The organism is Streptomyces sp. H27-C3 (assembly GCF_030063415.1).
Classification (GTDB): Bacteria; Actinomycetota; Actinomycetes; order Streptomycetales; family Streptomycetaceae; genus Streptomyces.
The window spans coordinates 25,777-46,462 of sequence record NZ_JASITA010000006.1 but is presented as its reverse complement, the minus strand read 5'-3'; the positions used below and the strand labels follow the sequence as shown (position 1 = coordinate 46,462).

The 20,686-nt window shown below is 70.7% G+C and carries 7 protein-coding genes and 4 pseudogenes; 9 read left to right on the top strand and 2 right to left on the bottom strand.

The window, feature by feature from the left end:
* Window positions 1–120: 120 nt before the first annotated feature.
* Complete coding sequence (locus QMK30_RS07475; RefSeq protein ID WP_283516389.1) at window positions 121–750, top strand: hypothetical protein; 630 nt, start codon at window positions 121–123, stop codon at window positions 748–750.
* Window positions 751–1,300: 550 nt separating this feature from the next.
* Here the strand turns inward: QMK30_RS07475 and QMK30_RS07470 are convergent.
* On the bottom strand, window positions 1,301–1,762 hold the full coding sequence (locus QMK30_RS07470; RefSeq protein WP_283516388.1) for a PIN domain-containing protein: 462 nt from the start codon (window positions 1,760–1,762) through the stop codon (window positions 1,301–1,303).
* Window positions 1,759–2,007 (bottom strand): type II toxin-antitoxin system Phd/YefM family antitoxin, encoded by a 249-nt coding sequence (locus tag QMK30_RS07465; RefSeq protein WP_283516387.1) that lies wholly within the window; start codon window positions 2,005–2,007, stop codon window positions 1,759–1,761. Before QMK30_RS07465 ends, QMK30_RS07470 begins: the two co-directional genes overlap by 4 nt.
* Before the next feature lie 1,067 nt (window positions 2,008–3,074).
* On the opposite strand from QMK30_RS07465, the gene QMK30_RS07460 reads away from it, so the two are divergent.
* The 8 genes and pseudogenes from QMK30_RS07460 to QMK30_RS07430 all read left to right on the top strand — a co-directional run.
* Window positions 3,075–4,640, top strand: coding sequence for an MFS transporter (locus tag QMK30_RS07460; protein WP_283516386.1), 1,566 nt, complete (start codon window positions 3,075–3,077; stop codon window positions 4,638–4,640).
* Window positions 4,641–4,676: 36 nt separating this feature from the next.
* A pseudogene (locus QMK30_RS38710) lies at window positions 4,677–5,015 on the top strand (TauD/TfdA dioxygenase family protein); the annotation flags it as partial.
* 59 nt (window positions 5,016–5,074) lie between these two features.
* Window positions 5,075–5,314: pseudogene (locus QMK30_RS38705) on the top strand (TauD/TfdA dioxygenase family protein); the annotation flags it as partial.
* Window positions 5,311–5,617: pseudogene (locus tag QMK30_RS07450) on the top strand (DUF6191 domain-containing protein). The pseudogenes QMK30_RS38705 and QMK30_RS07450, both read left to right, overlap by 4 nt.
* A 43-nt stretch (window positions 5,618–5,660) precedes the next feature.
* A complete protein-coding gene (locus QMK30_RS07445; RefSeq protein ID WP_283516385.1) occupies window positions 5,661–7,475 on the top strand; it encodes a S9 family peptidase in 1,815 nt (604 codons plus the stop codon).
* A 1,260-nt stretch (window positions 7,476–8,735) separates the two neighbouring features.
* Entirely contained in the window at window positions 8,736–19,190 is a 10,455-nt protein-coding gene (locus QMK30_RS07440) for a non-ribosomal peptide synthetase (protein WP_283516384.1), read from the top strand.
* Window positions 19,187–19,393: an MbtH family protein gene (locus QMK30_RS07435; protein ID WP_283516383.1), complete on the top strand. Its 207-nt coding sequence runs from the start codon at window positions 19,187–19,189 to the stop codon at window positions 19,391–19,393. Before QMK30_RS07440 ends, QMK30_RS07435 begins: the two co-directional genes overlap by 4 nt.
* Window positions 19,390–20,409: pseudogene (locus QMK30_RS07430) on the top strand (ATP-binding cassette domain-containing protein); the annotation flags it as partial. The gene QMK30_RS07435 and the pseudogene QMK30_RS07430, both read left to right, overlap by 4 nt.
* Between the last annotated feature and the right edge of the window lie 277 nt (window positions 20,410–20,686).

Below are 20,686 nucleotides of genomic sequence, written 5' to 3'. Positions count from 1 at the left end.
AGCACCGCTCTGGTCTATTCATGCCCGATGTGCCACCCTGCTGGACGCCTGTTGCCTGCCCCTGTCCGGTGCAGCGTCCGAGGCCGACGGCGGGCGCTTGATTCAAACAGCACCATCGCCGTGGCAGACGAGGAGATGGCAATGAGCGAACACAACGATGATGAGCGACTGGTCACCTCGAAGGACCAAGTCCCCGAGCATCCGGAGGCGGCGGAGGCCACCCCCGAGGAGGCGTTCAGGGAGAGTCACGCTGCGCGTGCTCAGAGCGCCGCTTCCCGGGCCGCGGCCACCTGCCACTACATCGAGCAACGCGGCCTCGGGGAGAACCATGAAGACGGGCCGGCGGAAAAAGAGATCGTGTGGAAGGCCACCCGTGGCGCCCGCGTGTCCGCCCAGGCCGTCGCCCTGATCTCCGAGAGCGCCCTTGACCCTGCGGCTGACTCCCGCTGCGCGAGGAACGCCTCCGCCTCCGCCTGCCAAACCGCAGAGATGGGCCAACTCCACGACGGCAAAAGTGACCTCGCTGTCGCTGCCTATCGCGCTGCGCTCAAGGCATCAATGGCTGCTGCGGAAGCAGCGTTGGCGGGAAATCTGGGCAGGGACATGGCCTTGAATGCCGCAGCGGATGCGGCTGAGACGACCGCCGTCGCCGCCGCGGAAGAGGCTGGGTGGATGGAACCAGGTCAGCACGTTCCCCAGGTATCTCTCGGCGTGCGGAGCCCTGAGATGATGGCGATGATGCATCTGTGACATGCCCACCCGGTTCCACCGTCGGGAGTGCCGGGAGTGGACGGGGAGTGGATCATGGAAGGCATGCCTTCCGGCACCTTGCGAGACCAACGCGGACCACGCCTCTGACCTGCATCGACACCAAGAGATACAGGTCAGAGATCTCCCTGTTCCTCATCCGGGACGAAGAGGTCGTGGGTTCAAATCCCGCCACCCCGACAGCTGAAATACCTGGTCAGGGCCCTCTCGGGAGCGAGCGGGGAGTGGATCAATGAATCTTGGCGCACCGCGCCCCCGAGGGTGACGGCGCTGCACGGGCCGCGCCGCCGACGTCGCCTGCGGAACTCCGAACTTCTTCACCGGCCCGGCCAACGCCCACACCTGGGTTGAGCGGCAGCCGCAACTCGGCAGCCGCAACGGATCTTGGACTGGGCCAGGCCGGCACGCTCGGCGACCTGGGCCTACGTCTGGCCGAGCGCGATGGCGTAGCCGGCCTCGATGTACTCGGACGACGGCTCGACCTGCTCGCCGGTGAGTTGCCGCGTACGCGTCGTTCCCCACCGAACGTCGGTCATGAGGACTCCAAATCGTCGGGCAGCAACCGGAACGCGGCGTGACCGGTCAGCGGTTGGATCATCCGGAAGTCCTTGTCGGACGTGAACAGCGCATTCGTCTCGTATGCCTTGGCGAGCGCGACGTTCATAGCGTCCGTGATGCCGATGCCCTCGCCGCTGCGCGCGTCCTTGTACGCTTCGGCAACCGCAACGGCTGTGCCCAGGTGAGGGCCCACGTCAGGAATGACGAATCGGTTCAGTGCGTGCTGGTTGGTCAGGAACGCCATCGCTTGAAGCGCGTACTTGGATGACTTGGCGCGAGCGGTGATCAGGTAGTCCAGCTCGGCGAGAACCATCGGCGAGACGATGAACTGCCGGACGAACGGAAGCGCGGCCTTATGACGCGCGTGTTCCGACTGCTTGGGGCGCAGCAGGTTGTACAACGCGTTCGTGTCAGCGATGGCGATGGGAACGCTCACGCGCCGCCCATTCCGCGCAGGGTGTCGTTCATGTCCTCGACCCTGAGGTCGTCGTCGTCAAAGTCGAGGTCGGGCAGCTCGATGTCACCGATAGGTGTCGCAGGGTAGGCGGGGACGTAGCTGCGCACAGGCACGATGCGAGCGACGGCCTGACCGTTGCGCGTTACGGTGACTTCCTCGCCGCGCGCCACTTCGTCGAGCAGCCTTGACGAGTGCTGGTTGAGTTCGCGTGCGGTAGCTTCCATGTAGTACAGCGTACTACCCCTGTAGGGCTGGGCCAGTACGCACCGGTGTGACGGCTAGAAGGAGCAGGCCCGGCGGGGCGCAGACCCCTCCAAAAGAGCCACACCCCGTCTGTGACTGCACTCGCGGTGCCCCACAGCTTTGTCCCCCTGGGAGTCACCTGGGAGCCGACTGTCTCCCGAAGCCCCCGCGACACCACCCAAGACCAACTCAACCCAACACCTTGACCAGCACAAACACCCTCGGCCGCAGGTAGAGATCTTGACCGAGCCTCATTCGGCACGAAGAGGTCGTGGGTTCAAATCCCGCCACCCCGACAGCTGTAAGACCAGGTCAGGGGCCTGATCCGCATCGCGGGTCGGGCCCTTCCCGCTTCCCTGGTGATCGTTTGGGAAAAATCTGGGAGAAGATCCTGGTCGTGGTCTCCCAGCGGCAGACCACGACGTAGGAACCGACCAAGTGGACCCGCTCGACGTCTCGAACGCGGCCAATGGGTCTGCCCGTTGTGCCGTCACGCGATGAACCCTGCCGTCGAGTGGCCAGACCTCTGGTCCTTCACCCTTGACGCGCTTGCGCGTGCCAGCAGTGACGTGGGGGCGTAGCGCGCTGAGGCCGAGCCGTCGATGTGGCCCGTGCGCTCGTCCATGAGCACTTCGCCGTGCCCGACCGCACGCGACGTGAAAGAAGCCCCCTGGAATTCACCGACGCCCGGGGGCTCAAGCACACACCTCTCAACCGCCGTCCCTGGCGATCAACCCCTAAGAAATTGACAGGGTGGTTGGCGATATGCCCCTGCGACTCGCTGAAAGCAGCAGTTATTCACGGGCCCTAGAAATTGACAGGGGAGGCGGCAATATGCCCCTGCGACTCGCTACCACCAGCGGTTTACACGGGCTCTCGGCAATTGACAGGGGGGTGGCGACATGCCCCCGGCTTTTCGCTGAAAGCAGCAATTTTTTTGGGCAATTGAGAATTGACAGAGGCGTGGCGATTGCCTACGGTCCCATCGTCAGGCTTTTACCGGTCGCACCCAAGGGTATTTATGAACACGCCCCCAACGATGCCGAATTTGAAGCAGCAGTTGATTCTTGCCGTTCTCATGTTGTGCTCGCTGCTGATCTGGCTGGACAACACGATCCTGAGTACCACCTTGGAGACTCTCGCAGATCCGGTCCGTGGACTGGATGCCAGTCCGGCCGAGCTCCAATGGGCCACAGGCTCGTACACGCTGGCCTTCGCCACCTTGATGTTCACCGCAGGAGCACTGGGTGATCGCTTCGGTCACCGGACTGTGCTCGTAACCGGCTTGGTGGTCTTCGCAGGGTCCTCGGTGTGGGCGGCGTACGCAGGTGACGCAGGCCAGCTGATTGCCGCTCGAGCCGCAATGGGCGTAGGCAGCGCGCTGATCATGCCCGCCAACCTGGCCATCCTTATGTGGACCTTCACCGGCCCCGCGCGGACAACCGCGATCAGCGTTTCGTCGACGTCCGCCGGTGTCGGAATGGCCGCAGGCCCGATGTTGGCAGGGTTGCTTCTCGACCATTTCTGGTGGGGCTCGGTCTTTCTGGTCAATGTCCCGGTCGTGGCGCTGGCGCTGATCGGGATCGTCGTGCTGGTCCCGAATTTCCGCAGCCCCACCCCGCGTCCACTGGACCCGGCTGGGATGTTGCTGTCGATCACCGGGCTCGCGGCATTGGCCTACGGGCTGATCCGGGCGGGGCAGGTGGCCGAATGGAGCCGCACGGATGTCTGGGCGCCGATCGCCATCGGACTGGTCCTGCTGGCCGCTTTCGCACTCGTCGAACTGCGGATCAAGATGCCCAGCTTCGATCCCCGACTGCTCGCGGAACGTGCATTCGGTGGCGGCAACGCGGCGCTCGGATTGCTCCTCTTCGCCGTGACCGCCGTCACCTTCTATAACGCGTTCTACATGCAGGGCGCACGCGGCTATTCGCCGATGGAAGCGGGCTTGGCCGGCCTCCCGACCGCGCTCGGTGCGATCCTGGGGGCGCCCCTTGGCGCGCGTCTGGTTCGCCGCCGGCCGCTACGTCTTGTCACCCCGCCGGCGCTCACCGTGGCGGCGCTGACCATGGGCGCGTACGGGTTCTTCGGACTGCACACCTCACTCGTCTGGATCGAGATCCTGCTGTTGGTCCAGGGCCTCACCATCGGCATGGTGATCGGCCCAGTGACGGCAGCTTTGATCAGCTCCCTGCCGTTGGAACGGGCCGGTGCCGGGTCGGCCGTCACCAACACCGTGCGACAGACCGGCAGCGTGATCGGGATCGCGGTTGGCGGCACGATCATGTCGATCGTGTACCGGCGCGCGCTCGAACCCTCGCTGAGCGCTGTACCCGGGTCGGTGCAGGACCGGGCGCGGCTTTCCGCCGAACAGGCCCGGCATGTCGCCACCGAGATCCAACGGCCCGCTCTTGCGCACGCTGCCGATGATGCGTTCATTCACGCTATGCACGTCGGCGCGGTCTGGATCATGCTCATCGCACTCTTCGGAGCAGCTGTGCTGGCATTTTCCTTGCGCCCTGTCGGAAAGCGCACGGAACTGGTGCAGGAGCCGGACCACGATCGAGGAGGCAGCCCCTCCGTGACCGGGGCGCCCCCGTTCCGGGGCCGATAACCAACCCGCATATAGGGGCGACGACGTGGGCAGTTACTGATTGATGGCCTGGAGACGTCGTACCTGGTCGTCATCCGGCAGACTCCGCCGAGCCTCGAGCAGCAGATCGAGTTCGCCGGGGAGATCGGGCAGTCGGTCCCGTTCAACATCAGCAGGTATCGCCACCCGGACTACCCGGATCTGATGATCTCGTCGAACGTGGTCAAGGACGGCAAGCCCATCGGCGTCGCGCGCGTCGGAAACTTCTGGCACCAGGACTCGACCTACCTTCCCGATCCGCCGGAGTACACCCTCCTGCAGGGAGTCCAGGTGCCCGACGGCCACGGCGACACCCTGTTCGCCAGCGCGATCAAGGTGCTGGAAGCACTGCCGGCAGACCTGCGCGAGAAGGCCGGGGCGGCTACCGCGACGCACCTCCACAGCGTCGTTTCCGGATGCGCCCCGGGCATGTCGGGCTGTCCCTGCCGGAGTTCCGCGCCGCCGTCGACAAGGAGTATCCGCCCGCGGTTCATCCGCTCACGCCGGTCGACGAGCCGACCGGGAAGCCTTACGCGTACGGGTCGTACGGCTACACCGAGGCGGTCGACCAGTTCGACGCGAACGACGACAGGCTCTGGTTCGATGCGATTGAGGAGTTCGTGAGCAATCCCGAGAACATCTATCGCCACAAGTGGACGGAGGGCGACCTTGTGATGTGGAAGACCAGGGTCGCGTTCCACTCCGCTACCGAACTGAGCTGCTGCCGTGGCCGAATCGGGCGTGGCAGGGGCAGGTTTCGTCGACCGGGTTCGAGCAGCTGCGCCAGCTTCTCGCCCGGCAAGCAGAACGAGCTCAAGGAGCGGCAGAGCTCGCTGCTCATGAAGGACGACACGGAGGGCGGCGCCCCGCCGAACCGGACCGTCGTCGACCTCGTGGGCGGAACTGCAAGGGTGCGACTTCCTTCGGATGGGCATTCCGAGTCTGCACCCGGGCACTGACAATCCGCCCGAGCTTGTCAGTGGGACGGCGCAGAATGGGGGCATGACTGAGAACACTGGGCCTGCGCAGGCCGCCGCCGCATCCGTGCCCGACTGGGAGCAGCGGTTCCGGGCCCCTCGCGTTTCGCTGCCCGACTGGGCCGAAGACGCGCCCGACCGTGCGCTGTTCGTTTCCAATGCGACCGGGACGTACGAGCTGTACGCGTGGGATCGCGCCACCGGCGCGCAACGCCAGGTCACCGACCGGCCGAACGGAACCACCGACGGGGTGCTGACGCCCGACGGGGAAGCGATCTGGTGGTTCAGCGATACCGACGGGGACGAGTTCGGGGTGTGGATGCGCCAGCCCTTCGGTGGTGGCGCCGACGAGCCCGCGACCGCGGGGCTCGAAGCGTCGTACTCCGGTGGGCTCGCGCTCGGGCGGGACGGGACCTCTGTCGTGGGGCGGTCCACCGATGAGGACGGGTCGACCATCTACGTCGTGCCGGCCGGAGCCGGGGCCGCGCCCGTCGAGATCTATCGGCATCGGGAGTCCGCCGGTGTCGGGGATCTGTCGCACGACGGGACGCTGATCGCCATCGAGCACACCGAGCACGGGGACGCCATGCACTCCGCGCTACGGGTCGTGCGGACGGACGGGACCGCGGTGTCCGAGCTGGACGACACCAAGGGCGGCGAGGTCGAACTCGGCCTCGAAGTGCTCGGGTTCGCGCCCGTCGACGGCGACACCCGGCTCCTCGTGGGGCACCAGCGGCGCGGTCGCTGGGAGCCCATGGTGTGGGACATCGCCACGGGCGAGCAGAGCGAGCTGGGGATCGAGCTGCCCGGCGACGTATCGGCCGAGTGGTATCCGGACGGGTCGGCGCTGCTCATCGCGCACAGCTTCGAGGCCCGTAGTGAGCTGCGGCGCTACGACCTCTCCACGCGTCAGCTCGTGGAGGTCGACACCCCTGCCGGGACCGTGTCGGGTGCCACTGCCCGGCCCGACGGGTCCGTTGAATACCTGTGGTCCTCCGCGGCGCTGCCGCCTGTCGTGCGGTCGACCTCCGGGGGCGTCGTGCTCGATCCGCCGGGGACGAAGGCGCCGGCGTCCGTGCCGGTCGAGGATGCCTGGGTGGAGGGGCCCGGCGGGCGGATTCATGCGCTCGTGCAGAAGCCTGCCACCGGCTCCGGGCCGTTCCCGACCGTCTTCGAGATCCACGGCGGGCCGACCTGGCACGACAGCGACGCGTTCGCGAGTGGGCCCGCGGCCTGGGTCGACCACGGGTACGCGGTCGTACGGGTCAACTACCGGGGTTCGACCGGGTACGGGCGCGACTGGACCGACGCGCTCAAGCACCGGGTCGGCCTGATCGAGCTTGAGGACATCGACGCCGTGCGTGAATGGGCCGTGTCGTCCGGGCTGGCGGACCCGGAGAAGCTGGTGCTGGCCGGTGGCTCGTGGGGCGGGTATCTGACCCTGCTCGGGCTGGGCACGCAGCCGGACGCCTGGGCGGTGGGGCTGGCCGCGGTGCCGGTCGCCGACTACGTCACTGCGTACCACGACGAGATGGAAGCCCTGAAGTCGATGGACCGCACGCTGCTCGGCGGGACACCGGAAGAGGTGCCCGAGCGGTTCGAGGCGTCGTCCCCGCTGACGTACGTCGATGCGGTGCGGGCGCCGGTCTACATCTCGGCGGGCGTCAACGATCCGCGCTGCCCCATCCAGCAGGTCGAGAACTACGTCGACCGGCTCGCGGAGCGGGGCGCGACACACGAGGTGTACCGGTACGACGCCGGGCACGGGTCGCTCGTGGTCGAGGAGCGGATCAAGCAGGTCCGGCTGGAGCTGGACTTCGCGAAGCGCCACCTGGGGTGAGGGTGCGATGAGCAAGTGAGTGGGTGAGCGGTCAGGTGCGGTGAATGGGTGAGCTGCGGGTCCTGCGCGGCTCACCTCTACCCGCCCCTTCCCGAAACCGGGGCTCCGCCCCAGACCCAGGTCCTCAAACGCCGGACGGGCTGAGGGGGTGGGGTGGGAACGCGTACCGGTACGAGAGTCACCGCAGCCCGTGCGCAGGGCCCCAGACCCGGTGCGAAGGGCCCCGCCCCGTCTCCACCCGGAGGGGCAGGACGGGCCCAGACCCGTACCCGCCAAGCGGGCTCAGCCCCGGCCCTGCGCCGTGATCAGCGTCCTTCCCACGCGCCTCTCAACTCCGTATCACCGATGCCCATCAGGGCCGTATCGAGCAGACCGCCAGTAGGCAGAAATTCACTCCCTGCGTATTGCTCGGGCCCGATGAATCCGGTGCTCCGCCCACCGTGCAGCGGGCCAGCAGGCAGAAATTCATGCCCTGTGTGTCGCGCAGCGACCCCATCCTGTTCGTGCCTGCGGGCACCTCGCTCGCTCGAGCCGAATTCGTCGCCTCACCTGCACGGGAAGCCGAACTGTGGGTCGGCGTACCGGACGCCGTGGCCGTCGGTACGGCCGATATGAACAGGGTTCCGACTATTGCGGCGGCGGTACCCCAGCGTGTAACAGATACAGGAATTTTCACGCGTTCTCCAAGTCTTGTGGAAACGTTCACGGAAAGCACTGCGGAATGATGTTGAGAAAGCTGGCGAGCGGCTGGTGGAAGGCTTACGGAAAGCCTCGTCGCGCTGGTCGTGACATTGGTCGTGACATTGATCGTGCCCCTGCCACCAGTCGCAGGGCATTCGGCGCCGGAGACGGGGCGGCTTGGCCTGGGGGCGGGTTGTGTCCTGTGTCACATGGGCAATCCGCTGCCCATGTGACTCCGAACCCCTTGTGGACAGCGCAGGAAGCGATGTCGACATCGGAGGCTTGACGGTGGATCAGTACGCCAGCGGAAGTTCGGCGAGGTGCGGCGAGGTTCACGGACACGCATGGAATTGGCCTTCCGATGGGGTCTGGAATCGGCCCCGCCGGGCGCTGACCGTGATCTGACGCCGTAATTCCAGACCGATCCGGTTCGACAGTTTCGGACGGGCGCGCCGATCGCGTACTCGCCAGTTACTCGCCGAATACTCGTCGGCATTTTCTTTCCGGCACGCGGCCGTTCGACCCCCATCCCGACGCGAGGCCGCCGACGCCGCGCCCCGGCGCAGAGGTGAAATACACGTGACCGACGCCCAGCCCCACTCCGGCACTCCGCACACCTATCCTCTGACGGCCGCTCAGCGGGGAATCTGGTTCGCCCAGAAAATCGATCCCGCCGATCCTTCGTTCAACATTGCCGAATACGCGGATGTGCACGGCGAGTTGGAGCATTCCGTGCTTCTCGAAGCCGTTGAGCACGTCGGTGCGGAGATGGAAGCGCTGCGCGTCACATTCGGTGAGCGGGACGGAATTCCGTTCCAGCGGGTCCATGACCAGGCGCGCATCGGTCTGCCGCTCGTCGATCTGTCCGGGCACGCTGATCCCCACGGCGAGGCGCTGCGGCGGATGGACGCCCGGTTGGCGCGGCCCGCCGATACCGCCGCCGGGCCGCTCGTCGCGATGACGCTGTACCGGCTGGCCGCCGACCGGCATCTCTTCCACCAGCAGGTGCACCACCTCGCCATCGACGGGTACGGCGCGGTGCTCGCGCTCGCCCGGATAGCCGACGTCTATGCGCAGTTGGTCACCGACCCGGCGGGCGACGTCGTACGCCGCCCCGCTCCCCTCGCGCCACTGCTCGACGAAGAGCGCGCTTATCAGGCGTCCAAGCAGTACGCCTCCGACCAGGCCTTCTGGTCCGACCACCTCGGCGCCTCACCCCCCGTTACCCCGTTGAGCGACGCCGCGACGCAGGCTCCCGGGTACGGATTCCATTCGGCCCGCCGGGAGTTCGACGCGGCGCAGACCGCGCGGCTGCGTGGCGCGGCCAAGGCCGCCGGGGTTGCCTGGCCCACCTTCTTCATGGCCGCCATGGCCGTCTATCTGCATCGCAGCCGTGGCGTCGGCGAGGTCGTGCTGGGGCTACCGGTCACCGGCCGCCGCACCCCGCTCGCCCGTTCCACGCCCGGGATGCTGTCCAACATCCTGCCGATGCGGCTGGAGCTTTCGCCGTCCGATCGGGTCGCCGATGTAGCGAAGCGCGCGTCGGCGCAGGCCCGGAAGGTGCTGCGGCACCAGCGTTACCCGTCGGAGAGCCTGCGCCGCGACCGTGGGCTCTCCGGGGTGCGCGACGCGCTGGCCGGGCCGTCCGTCAATGTGCTGGCCTTCGACGACTCACTGAGCTTCGGGCCGCACGCCGCGACGCTGCACAATCTGTCGGTCGGGCCGGTCGACGACCTCGCCGTCGCCGTGCACGCGTCGTACGCGGACGGCGGGCTGAGCATCGATCTGCTCGGCAATCCCGCCCGGTACACCCCTGACGAACTGGCCGCCCACCACGAGCGGTTCTGCCGCCTGGTCGAGGCCTTCGCCGCCGATCCGACCGGTCGCATCGGTTCCCTGCGGCTCGTCCCCGACGAGGAGCACCGGCGGCTCATCGGGCTCGGCTCCGGGGATCCCGCCCACGCGGACCCCGCCGCGGCACCGGGCAGCACGCTGCCCGAGCAGCTGACCCTGCAGGCCCGCCGCACGCCGGACGAGGCCGCCGTGGTGTCCGGGGACACCCGGCTGACGTTCGCGCGGCTCGACGAGCGGGTCACCGCGCTCGCCGCCGAACTGGCCCTGCACGGCGCCCGGCCCGGCGCCCGTGTCGCCGTCGGCCTGCCGCGCTCCACCGATCTCGTGGTCGCGATGCTCGCGGTCATGCGGACCGGCGCCGCGTATGTGCCGGTCGACCCGTCGTACCCCGTCGACCGCATCGCGTACATGATCGAGGACTCCCGGCCCGCCGTCCTCGTCGCGACCGCCGACACCGCCGCGCGCATGTCCGCCGGGACGGAACTACCGCTGGTGGACCCGTCTGCCGTACGGACCACGGACGTGACGGACCCCTCTGCCGTACGGACCACGGACGTGACGGACCCCTCTGCCGTACGCACGACGGAAACCTCCCCCGCCCCCCACGACGCCGCCTATGTCATCTACACCTCGGGCTCCACCGGCCGGCCCAAGGGCGTCGTCGTCGAGCACCGGTCGCTCAGCAACCTCCTTGAGCACCACCGCCGCGAGACCCACGCACAGGCCGAGAAGTCGCTGGGGCGCAGGCTGCGCGTCGCGCTCACCGCCGCGACCTCCTTCGACGCCTCCTGGGACCCGGTGCTGTGGATGGTCGCCGGGCACGAGCTGCACGTCGTCGGCGACGACACCCGCCGTGACCCGCAGGCGCTCGTCGAGTACCTGGTGGACGCGCGCATCGACGCGATCGAGACCACGCCCACCTATCTGCGGCAGATGCTGACCGCCGGGCTGCTCAGCGCCCCCGGTCACCGGCCGCGCGTGATCGCGCTCGGCGGGGAGCCGGTCGATGAGGCGCTGTGGAACGAACTCGCGGCGTTCCCGAACCTGTTGGTGTTCAACTTCTACGGGCCCACCGAGACCACCGTCGACGCGGTGACCACCCGGATCAGCGGCTCGACGCCCGTCATCGGGCGTCCCGTCGCCGGTGCGCAGGCGTACGTACTCGATCCCGCTCTGCACCCGTTGCCGCAGGGTGCGACGGGTGAGCTCTACCTCTCCGGTGAGGGCGTCGCCCGTGGGTACGCGGGGCGGGCGGGGCTCACGGCCGAGCGGTTCCTGCCGGACCCGTTCGGGCCGCCCGGCACCCGGATGTACCGCACCGGGGACCTGGCGCGGTGGAGCGCCGCCGGGTCGCTGGAGTTCTTCGGCCGCAGCGACCGGCAGATCAAGGTGCGCGGTTTCCGCGTGGAGACCGCCGAGATCGAGTCCGCGTTGCGCGCCCTGCCGGGCATCGACGGGGCGGCCGTCGCCCTGTCGCCCGCGCACGACGGGGTGGAGCGGCTCGCCGCCTACCTGGTGGCCGACCCGGCGGGCGCGGCGCCCGACCCGGCGCGGGTGCGCGACGCGCTGGCCGAGTCGCTGCCCGAGCACATGGTGCCGGCGGCGTACGCGACCGTGCGGAGCTTGCCGCTGACCCCGAACGGCAAGCTGGACACCGACCGGCTGCCGCGTGCCGAGCCGCTCGCCGCTTCGGTCGGGGCCGAGCCGCGTACGCCCGAAGAGGCCCTGATGTGCACGGTGTTCGCCGAGTGCCTCGGCCTGCCGCGTGTCGGCCGTGACGACAGCTTCTTCGCGCTCGGCGGGCATTCGCTGCTCGCGACCCGGCTGGTCAGCCGGATCCGCGACCGCTTCGGCGCCGAAATCCCGATCCGGGCGCTGTTCGAGACGCCGACCCCGGCCGCGCTGGCCGGGCTGCTCGACGCGGCGGCTCCTGCCAGGGCCGGAGTCACCGCTGTTGTTCCGCGTCCTGGGCGCGTGCCGCTGTCGTTCGCGCAGCAACGGCTGTGGCTGCTCGACAAGATGGGGGACGCGGGTGCTTCGTACCAGTTGCCGATCGCCCTGCGGCTGTCCGGGGCGCTCGACCGGGTCGCCCTCGCGCACGCGCTGCGTGACCTCGTGGGGCGGCACGAGAGCCTGCGGACCGTGTTCGCCGAGGACGAGGACGGGCCGTATCAGCGGGTCGTCCCGGCCGTAGCCGCCGAGCCCGTGCTGGTCGTGAAGGAGCCGGGTGCCGCCGTGCGTCCGGACGTCACGGGCTTCGCCCTGGATCGCGATCTTCCGCTGCGGGCCGCGCTGTTCCCTGTCGACCCCGATACCCACGTCCTTCTGCTGACGTTGCATCACATCGCGGCCGACGGTTGGTCGATGGGTCCGCTCATGCGCGACCTGTCCGACGCGTACGCTGCCCGCCGTCACGGTGGCGCGCCTGCCTGGGAGCCGCTGCCGGTGCAGTACGCCGACTACGCGCTGTGGCAGCGCGCCCTGCTGGGCGACCCGCGCGAGGAGGGCAGCCTCGCCCGGGGGCAGCTCGCCCACTGGTCCGCCACCCTCGACGGGCTCCCGCCCGAGTCGGCGTTCCCCGCCGACCGACCGCGCCCCGCCCGCCCGTCCGGCCGGGGAGGGACCGTACCGCTGCACATCGACGCACCCGCTCACCGGGCACTCGTACGGCTGGCCGCCGCGTCCGGCGCGAGCAGCTTCATGGTGCTGCACGCGGCGCTGACCGCCCTGATGGCGCGGCTCGGCGCGGGTGACGACATCGCGGTCGGCACCCCGGTCGCGGGCCGCACCGACGAGAAGCTCGCCGACATGGTCGGGTTCTTCGTGAACACGCTCGTGCTGCGCGTGGACGCGTCCGGCGCCCCCACCTTCAGCGAGCTGGTGCGCCGGGCCCGGCGTGCGGATCTCGCGGCGTACGCGCACCAGGAGGTGCCCTTCGACCGGATCGTGGAGGAGCTCGGCCCGTCCCGCTCGATGTCCAGGCACCCACTTTTCCAGGTGATGCTGAGCCTGAACAACAACAGCGTGCCGCACGCCTCGCTCGACGGACTCAGCGTCCGCCACGACCCCTCCGTGGGCCGCACCGGCGCCAAGTTCGACCTGACCTGGGACCTCGTGGAGCACCACGACGGCGCGGGCGCGCCCACCGGCATCGGCGGGGAGCTGGAGTTCAGTGAGGACCTGTTCGACCGCAGGACCGCCGGGCGCTTCGCCGAACACTTCGGCCGGCTGCTGACCGCCCTCCTGGAACAGCCCGAACTGCCCTTCGCCGACGCCGGGTTCCTCAGCGCCGAGCAGCGCCGTGCCGCACTCGACGAGCTCCCCCGGGCGTCGCTCGTGCCGTCGTCGGAGGCCGGGCTCGTCCCCGCGACCGCCGACGGGCCCGACTGGACCCTCACCGATGTCTTCACCACCCGCGCCGTCGTCACCCCGGGCCGCACCGCCGTGGTGGCCTCCGACGGCCGTCTGACCTTCGGGGATCTGCTGGAGCGCAGCGAGCAACTGGCCTCCCTGCTGGCCGAGTCCGGCGTCTCACGCGGCGACCGGGTCGCGGTCGCGCTGCCCAGGACCTCGCTGCACATCGTCGCGGTGCTCGGGGTGCTGCGCGCCGGAGCGGTGTACGTGCCGCTCGACCCGTCCCACCCCCGTGGCCGCAACCAGCTGATCCTGGACAGCGCGGCCCCGCGACTCGTGCTGACCACCGAGGCGGCGCGGGACGCGCTGCCGCCCCTGAACGACGTACTGCCGCTGGACGTCGACGGGCGGCTCCCGTCGGCCGTCGACGCACCGCGCGCGCCCCTGCCGGGGCCGCGTCCCCGTGACGCCGCGTATGTGCTCTACACCTCCGGGTCCACCGGCCGCCCGAAGGGCGTTGTCGTTGAACACCGGTCGCTGGCCAATCTGTTCAGCAGCCATCAGGAGCGGCTGATGGCGCCCGCCGAGGCGGAGAACAACGGGCTGCCGCTGCGCGTGGCCCTCACCGCAGCCGCGACCTTCGACGCCTCGTGGGACCCGCTGCTGTGGATGATCGCGGGCCACGAGCTGCACCTGGTCGACCACGAGACGCGCCGCGACCCGGAGGCGCTGACCGCGTTCCTGCACCGGCGCGCGATCGACGTCGTCGAGACCACCCCGTCCTTCGTCGAACAGCTCAGGGCCTGCGGCCTGTTCGCACCCGGCCGCCCGCGCCCGCGGGTCCTCGCCCTCGGCGGTGAAGCCGTCAACGAGTCACTGTGGAACGAGCTGGGCGCGCTGCGCGACGTCGCAGTGTGGAATCTGTACGGGCCCACCGAGGCCACCGTCGACAGCGTCATGGGCCGGATCACCTCGGGCACCCGCCCGCACCTGGGCCACCCCGTGTCGCACACCCGCGCCCGCGTCCTCGACGCGCGCCTGGGCCCCGTCGCCCCCGGCACCACCGGTGAGCTCTACCTCTCGGGCGCCGGTCTGGCCCGTGGCTACGAGGGCAGCGCGCCCGGCACCGCCGCGCGCTTCCTACCCGACCCGTACGGCCCGACGGGCTCCCGGATGTACCGCACGGGTGACCTCGTCCGGCTGCGCGAGGGGCGGCTCGAATACGTGGGGCGCGCCGACGGGCAGATCAAGGTCCGGGGCTTCCGGGTGGAGACCGGCGAGGTCGAGGCCGAGCTGATCCGGCACGCCGATGTGGCGCAGGCTGCCGTGGCCGTACGGCCCGACGCGTCCGGCGCCGGAAGGCTCGTCGCGTGGGCCGTGGCCTGCGACGGGCAGGAGCTGTCGGCCCGTGCCCTTCGCGCCTTCGCCGCCGACCGGCTGCCCGAGTACATGGTGCCGTCCGTAGTCGTCCCGGTGGCGGAGCTGCCGCTGACCGTGCACGGCAAGGTGGACTTCGACGCGCTGCCGCTGACCACCGGACCCGAGCGGGTCGTCGTCGATCCCCCGCACTCCGCACAGGAGGAGATCCTGTGCGCGCTGTTCGCGGAGAGCCTCGGGCACGAACACGTGGCCAGGAGCGACGACTTCTTCGAGCTCGGCGGGCACTCGCTGCTCGCCACCCGGCTGATCGGCCGCGTCAGGGCGGCGTTCGGGGTGGAGCTGCCGGTCCGCGCCCTGTTCGAGTCGACGACGCCCGCGGCCCTCGCCGAGCGCCTCGGCGAGGCGGGCGCGGCCAGGCCCGCGCTGCGGCGCACCACCCGCCCGGAGCGCCCGCCGCTGTCGGCCGCCCAGCGCCGGCTGTGGTTTCTGCACCGCATGGACCCGGACGACGCGGCGTACCACATCCCCATCGCCGTCGAACTGACCGGCGGCCTGGACCGCGACGCGCTGCACTGCGCGCTCGCCGATGTGGTGGCCAGGCACGAGAGCCTGCGCACCCTGATCCAGGAGAGCGGCGAGGAGCCGTACCAGGCGGTGCTCGACCCGGGGGACGCACGCCCCGGGCTGCCGCTCACCCGGGTCTCCGACGCCTCACTGCCCGAGGCGCTGCGCGAGGCGGCGACGCGACCCTTCGACCTGGCGGGTGAAATACCCCTGCGTGCCGAGCTGTTCGCGCTCGCCGACGACCGGCACGTGCTGCTCCTCACCGTGCATCACATCGCTGCGGACGGGTGGTCCATGGGGCCGCTGGCGCAGGATCTGGCCGGGGCGTACTCCGCACGGACCGCGGGCCGGGCGCCCAACTGGGCTCCGCTGCCCGTCCAGTACGCCGACTACGCGCTGTGGCAACGCGCGCTGCTGAGCCACCCCGACGACACCGGTCATGTCGACGGCCGCGACTCGCTGGCCGACCGCCAACTCGCCTACTGGGCGACACAGATGGCGGGCGCACCCGCAGAGGCGCCGCTGCCTGCCGACCGGCCCAGGCCCACCAAGGCCACCGCGTCCACCGGCCGGGGCGGCACGGTCCCCCTGACCCTCCCCACGGACGTCACCGAGGCCGTGTCCCGGCTGGCCAAGGAGTCCGCGACCAGCACCTTCATGGTGCTGCACGCCGCCCTGGCCGTGCTCCTGGAGCGGGTCGGGGCCGGGGACGACATCACCATCGGCACGCCGGTCGCCGGGCGCACCGATGAAGCGCTCGACGGGCTCGTCGGGTTCTTCGTCAACACCCTCGCCCTGCGCGTCAGTACAGCGGGTGGGCCGACATTCCGGGAGCTGCTGGCCCGGGTGCGGGAGACCGACCTCGCCGCCTACGCCCACCAGGAGCTGCCCTTCGAGCGGCTCGTGGAGGAGCTCCAGCCCGCCCGCTCCCTCACCCGCCACCCCCTCTTCCAGGTCATGCTCACCCTGAACAACACGCAGGCTCCGCGCCTCGATCTGCCGGGGCTGCACGCGCGGCTCGACGGGGTGGACACCGGGGGCGCGAAGTTCGACCTGTCCTTCAGCTTCACCGAGCGCACCGGCGGCGCGGGCGCGGGCCGGGTCCTGGAAGGGACCCTGGAGTTCAGCCGCGACCTGTTCGACACGGGCACCGCGCAGCGCATCGCGGACTGGTTCGGCCGCCTCGCCGGACAGGCCGTCACCGACCCGGACGCCCCGGTGCGCGCCCTGGCCCTGCTCGACGAGGGCGAGGAGGCCGCCCTGGTGGCGCTCGGCGACGGCGGTCCCGGCTCCGGCGCCCCGGCGACCGTCCTCGACCGGTTCAGCGAGACGGTCGCCGAGGCCCGCAGCGGTGACATCGCGGTCACCGCCCCGGACGGCCGGCTGTCCTTCCCCGACCTGGACGTACGGTCCGACCGCATCGCCGCTCTCCTCGCGGCCTCGGCCGTCGGCCGCGGCGACCGGGTCGCGGTCCTGCTGCCCCGCTCCACCGACTCGATCGCGGCCCTGCTCGGCGTACTCAAGGCGGGTGCGGTCTACGCCCCGGTGGACGCGAGCCTCCCGGCGGGCCGGATCGGGGCCGTCCTCGACGACGCCCGCCCCACGCTGGTCCTGGCCACCCGCGCGACCGCGCCCGACGGGCATCCCCAACTCCTGCTGGACGAAGCCGAAACCGCGCGCTCCCTCGACCTCCCGGCCGTCGCGCCGCCGCGCCCGGCGCCCGGGGACGCCGCGTACCTCATCCACACCTCGGGCTCCACGGGCCGCCCCAAGGGCGTCCTGGTCGGCCACGGTTCGCTGGCCCGGCTGCTCGCGCACCACCGCCGCCATGTCTTCGCACACGCCGTCCGCGACACCGGCAGGGCGCGGCTCTCGGTCGCGCTGACCGCGGCGCTCTCCTTCGACGCGGCCTGGGACCCCGTGCTGTGGATGATCGACGGCCACCAGCTGCACCTCGTGGACGACCTGACCCGGCGCGATCCCGAGGCCCTGGTCGAGAGCGTGCGCACCCGGCGACTCGATGTTGTGGAGACAACGCCGACCCACGCCGGGCAGCTGCTCGCCACCGGTCTGCTCGCCACCGGCTCGCACCGCCCGGCCGTCCTGATCCTCGGCGGCGAGGCCGTACCGCCTGCCCTGTGGACGGAGCTGAACTCCACGCCCGGCGTGCGCTGCTGGAACTTCTACGGGCCCACCGAGGCCACCGTCGACACCCTGACGGCGCCCCTCGCCGCCACCACCGGCCCGGTCATCGGCGACCCGGTGTTGGGCACCCGCACGTACCTCCTCGACGGGCGGCTGCGGCCCACCCCGCCCGGCGTCACCGGCGACCTGTACCTGGCCGGCGACAGCCTCGCCTTCGGCTACCTGGGCAGACCGGGCGAGACGGCCGACGTCTTCCTGCCCGACCCCCACGGACCCGCGGGCTCGCGGATGTACCGGACCGGCGACCGCGCCCGCCGCACGGCCGACGGCGCCCTGCACTTCGCGGGCCGCTCCGACGGCCAGCTCAAGATCCGCGGCTTCCGCGTCGAACCCGACGAGATCGCCGCGGTGCTCCGGACCCACCCCCTGATCGCCGAGGCCGCCGTGACAGCGCACGAGGGCGCCATGGGCCCCGAGCTCGCCGCCTACGTCGTACCCGCCGAGGGATTTCCGCCGGACGGGCTCGACTCCGTACGCGAGCACACCGCGCGCCAACTGCCCGCCTACATGGTCCCGTCGGGCTGGGTGACGCTGGAGCGGATCCCGCTGACACCCAGCGGCAAGCTCGACCGGGCCGCGCTGCCCGCACCGGCGCCGCGCTCGGCGGGGGATGCGACGGGGCGCGCCCCGCGCAATCCGCGCGAGGACGTCCTGTGCACGCTCTTCGCCGAGATCCTGGGCCTGGAGCGGGTCTCCGTCGACGGCGACTTCTTCGCACTCGGCGGACACTCCATGCTCGCGACCCGGCTCATCGGCCGGGTACGCGCCGCCCTGGGCGTGGAGGTCAGCATCCGGGCCCTCTTCGAGGCGCCGACCGTCGCCGCCCTCGCGGAGCGCCTCGCCAACGGCGGCGAGGACAACGCCCTCGCCACACTCCTGCCGCTGCGCACGGCCGGCGCCAACCCGCCGCTGTTCTGCATCCACCCGGCGGGCGGGCTCGCCTGGTCGTACGCCGGTCTGCTGCCGCACCTCGGCGAGAACCAGCCGCTGTACGGCCTCCAGACCCCGAACCTGGACGGCACGGCGGACTTCCCCGACCGCATCGAGTCGATGGCCGCGATCTACGTGACCGAGCTGCGCACGGTCCAACCGCACGGCCCGTACCACCTGTTCGGCTGGTCCTTCGGCGGCAACCTCGTCCAGGAGATGGCCGTGCAGCTCCAGGAGGCCGGCGAGGAGGTCGCGCTGCTCACCATTGTCGACGCGTTCCCGCTGGCCCCCCTCGACGACCTGGACAGCGCCCCGCGCGACACGGTCTTCCGGGCCCTGCTGTCCAACCTGGGTGTCGACGGGGCAGCCCTGGACGGCGACGCGAGCGTCGACGCGGCCTCCGTGCGCGACGAGTTCCGTCGGATCGGCTCGCCGCTCGGCTCGCTCGAACCGGCCACGATCGACGCGATGGTGGACAACTTCGCCGGTCAGGCCCGGCTCATGCGGGCTTACACCCCACGGACGTTCCACGGACCGGTGCTCTTCTTCACCGCCACCGAGGGCCGTCCCGACGACACCTTCGGACTCGGCCTGTGGGCGCCGTACATCTCGGGGCCCATCGAGAACCACGACGTGGCGTGCACGCACGCCCAGATGATGCAGCCGACCGCGCGCGAGCAGATCGGCACCACCGTGGCCGCGTCCCTGCTCGCCATCCACCGCACCGCACGAGGAGAACTGTCATGACGAACCCCTTCGACGACCCGCGCACCGAGCACCGCGTCGTCGTCAACTCCGAGGAACAGCACGCCCTTTGGCCCTCGTTCGCCGACATACCCGCGGGCTGGGACCAGGTCTTCGGGCCGGCCGATCAGAGTGCCTGCCTGGAATACGTGGAACGCAACTGGACGGACATCACGCCCAGGAGCGCGCGCGTGCACGTCGGATGAGCGGGCGAAGGCGTGCGTCCGACCGGCGCGAGACGGGGACGACGGCCCGACCGGGCTCCCCCGCCATCCGCGCCGAAGGGCTCACCAAGAGGTTCGGCGACAAACAGGCCCTGGACGGGGTGGACCTGGAGGCACCGCCCGGCACCGTGCTGGGCGTCCTGGGGCCCAACGGGGCCGGCAAGACGACCACCGTGCGCATCCTGTCGACCCTGCTGCGACCGGACGCCGGCCAGGCCTGGGTGGCCGGGTTCGACGTCCTGCGCGACCCCGAGGGGGTACGCGGCAGGCTCGGTCTGTCCGGGCAGTACGCGGCGGTCGACGAAAAACTCACCGGGCGGGAGAACCTCTACCTCGTCGCCCGCCTGTACGGCATGGGGCGCTCGGCCGCCCGGCGCAGGGCCGACGAACTCCTCGCCAGGTTCAGCCTGGAGGAGGCCGCCCACCGACCCAGCGGTACGTTCTCGGGCGGCATGCGGCGCCGGCTCGACCTGGCCGGGGCCCTGGTCGCCCGTCCCGCGGTCGTCGTACTGGACGAGCCCACCACGGGCCTCGACCCGCGGGGCAGAGCCGACACCTGGAGCTGCATCCAGGAACTGGTGGCGGAGGGCACGACCGTCCTGCTCACCACGCAATACCTCGAGGAAGCCGACCAGTTGGCGGACAGCATCAGCGTCATCGACCGGGGCAGGGTCATCGCCCACGGCACCTCCGCGCAGCTGAAGGCGCGGGTGGGCGGCGAGCGGCTCAGCCTCACCGTGCCCGACCCGGCCGCCCGGACGACGGCGTACGAGATCATGGGCGCGCTCGGCCCGCACACCCCCGAGCTGGACCCGCGCACCGGACGCCTCTCGGTCACCACGGAGCACGGCGCGCGGACCCTCGAATACGCGCTGGGCTTCCTGCGTCAGGCCGAGATCGCGGTGCACGACGTGGAGCTGGCACCGCCCACCCTCGACGACGCGTTCCTCGCGCTGACGGGGCAGGTCGCGAAGGGGGAGGTCGCGAAGGGGGAGGTGACGCCCGAGACTGCGGTGCCGGAACGGGCCGTGTCCGGCCAGACTGTGCCGGAACGGGCCGCGCCGCCCGCGCCGACTGTGCCCGGCCCGGCGGCGGGACACCCGGCGGCGGGACAGTCCGTGGCAGGACCACCCGTGACGGGACAGTCCGTGGCAGGACAGCCCGTGGCGGACGTTGAAGCCACCGCGCAGTTGCGGATCACCGCACCCGCACCGCCCGCACCGCCACCTTCCGCACCCGCGACGCCCGCACCGTCCGCGCCTTCCCCCGTGGAGG

What these genes read in the sequence shown, in the direction of transcription:
- QMK30_RS07465 (WP_283516387.1), bottom strand. Translation starts at nt 2,007, where the DNA reads ATGGAAGCTACCGCACGCGAACTCAACCAGCACTCGTCAAGGCTGCTC.
- QMK30_RS07445 (WP_283516385.1), top strand. Translation starts at nt 5,661, where the DNA reads ATGACTGAGAACACTGGGCCTGCGCAGGCCGCCGCCGCATCCGTGCCC.
- QMK30_RS07435 (WP_283516383.1), top strand. Translation starts at nt 19,187, where the DNA reads ATGACGAACCCCTTCGACGACCCGCGCACCGAGCACCGCGTCGTCGTC.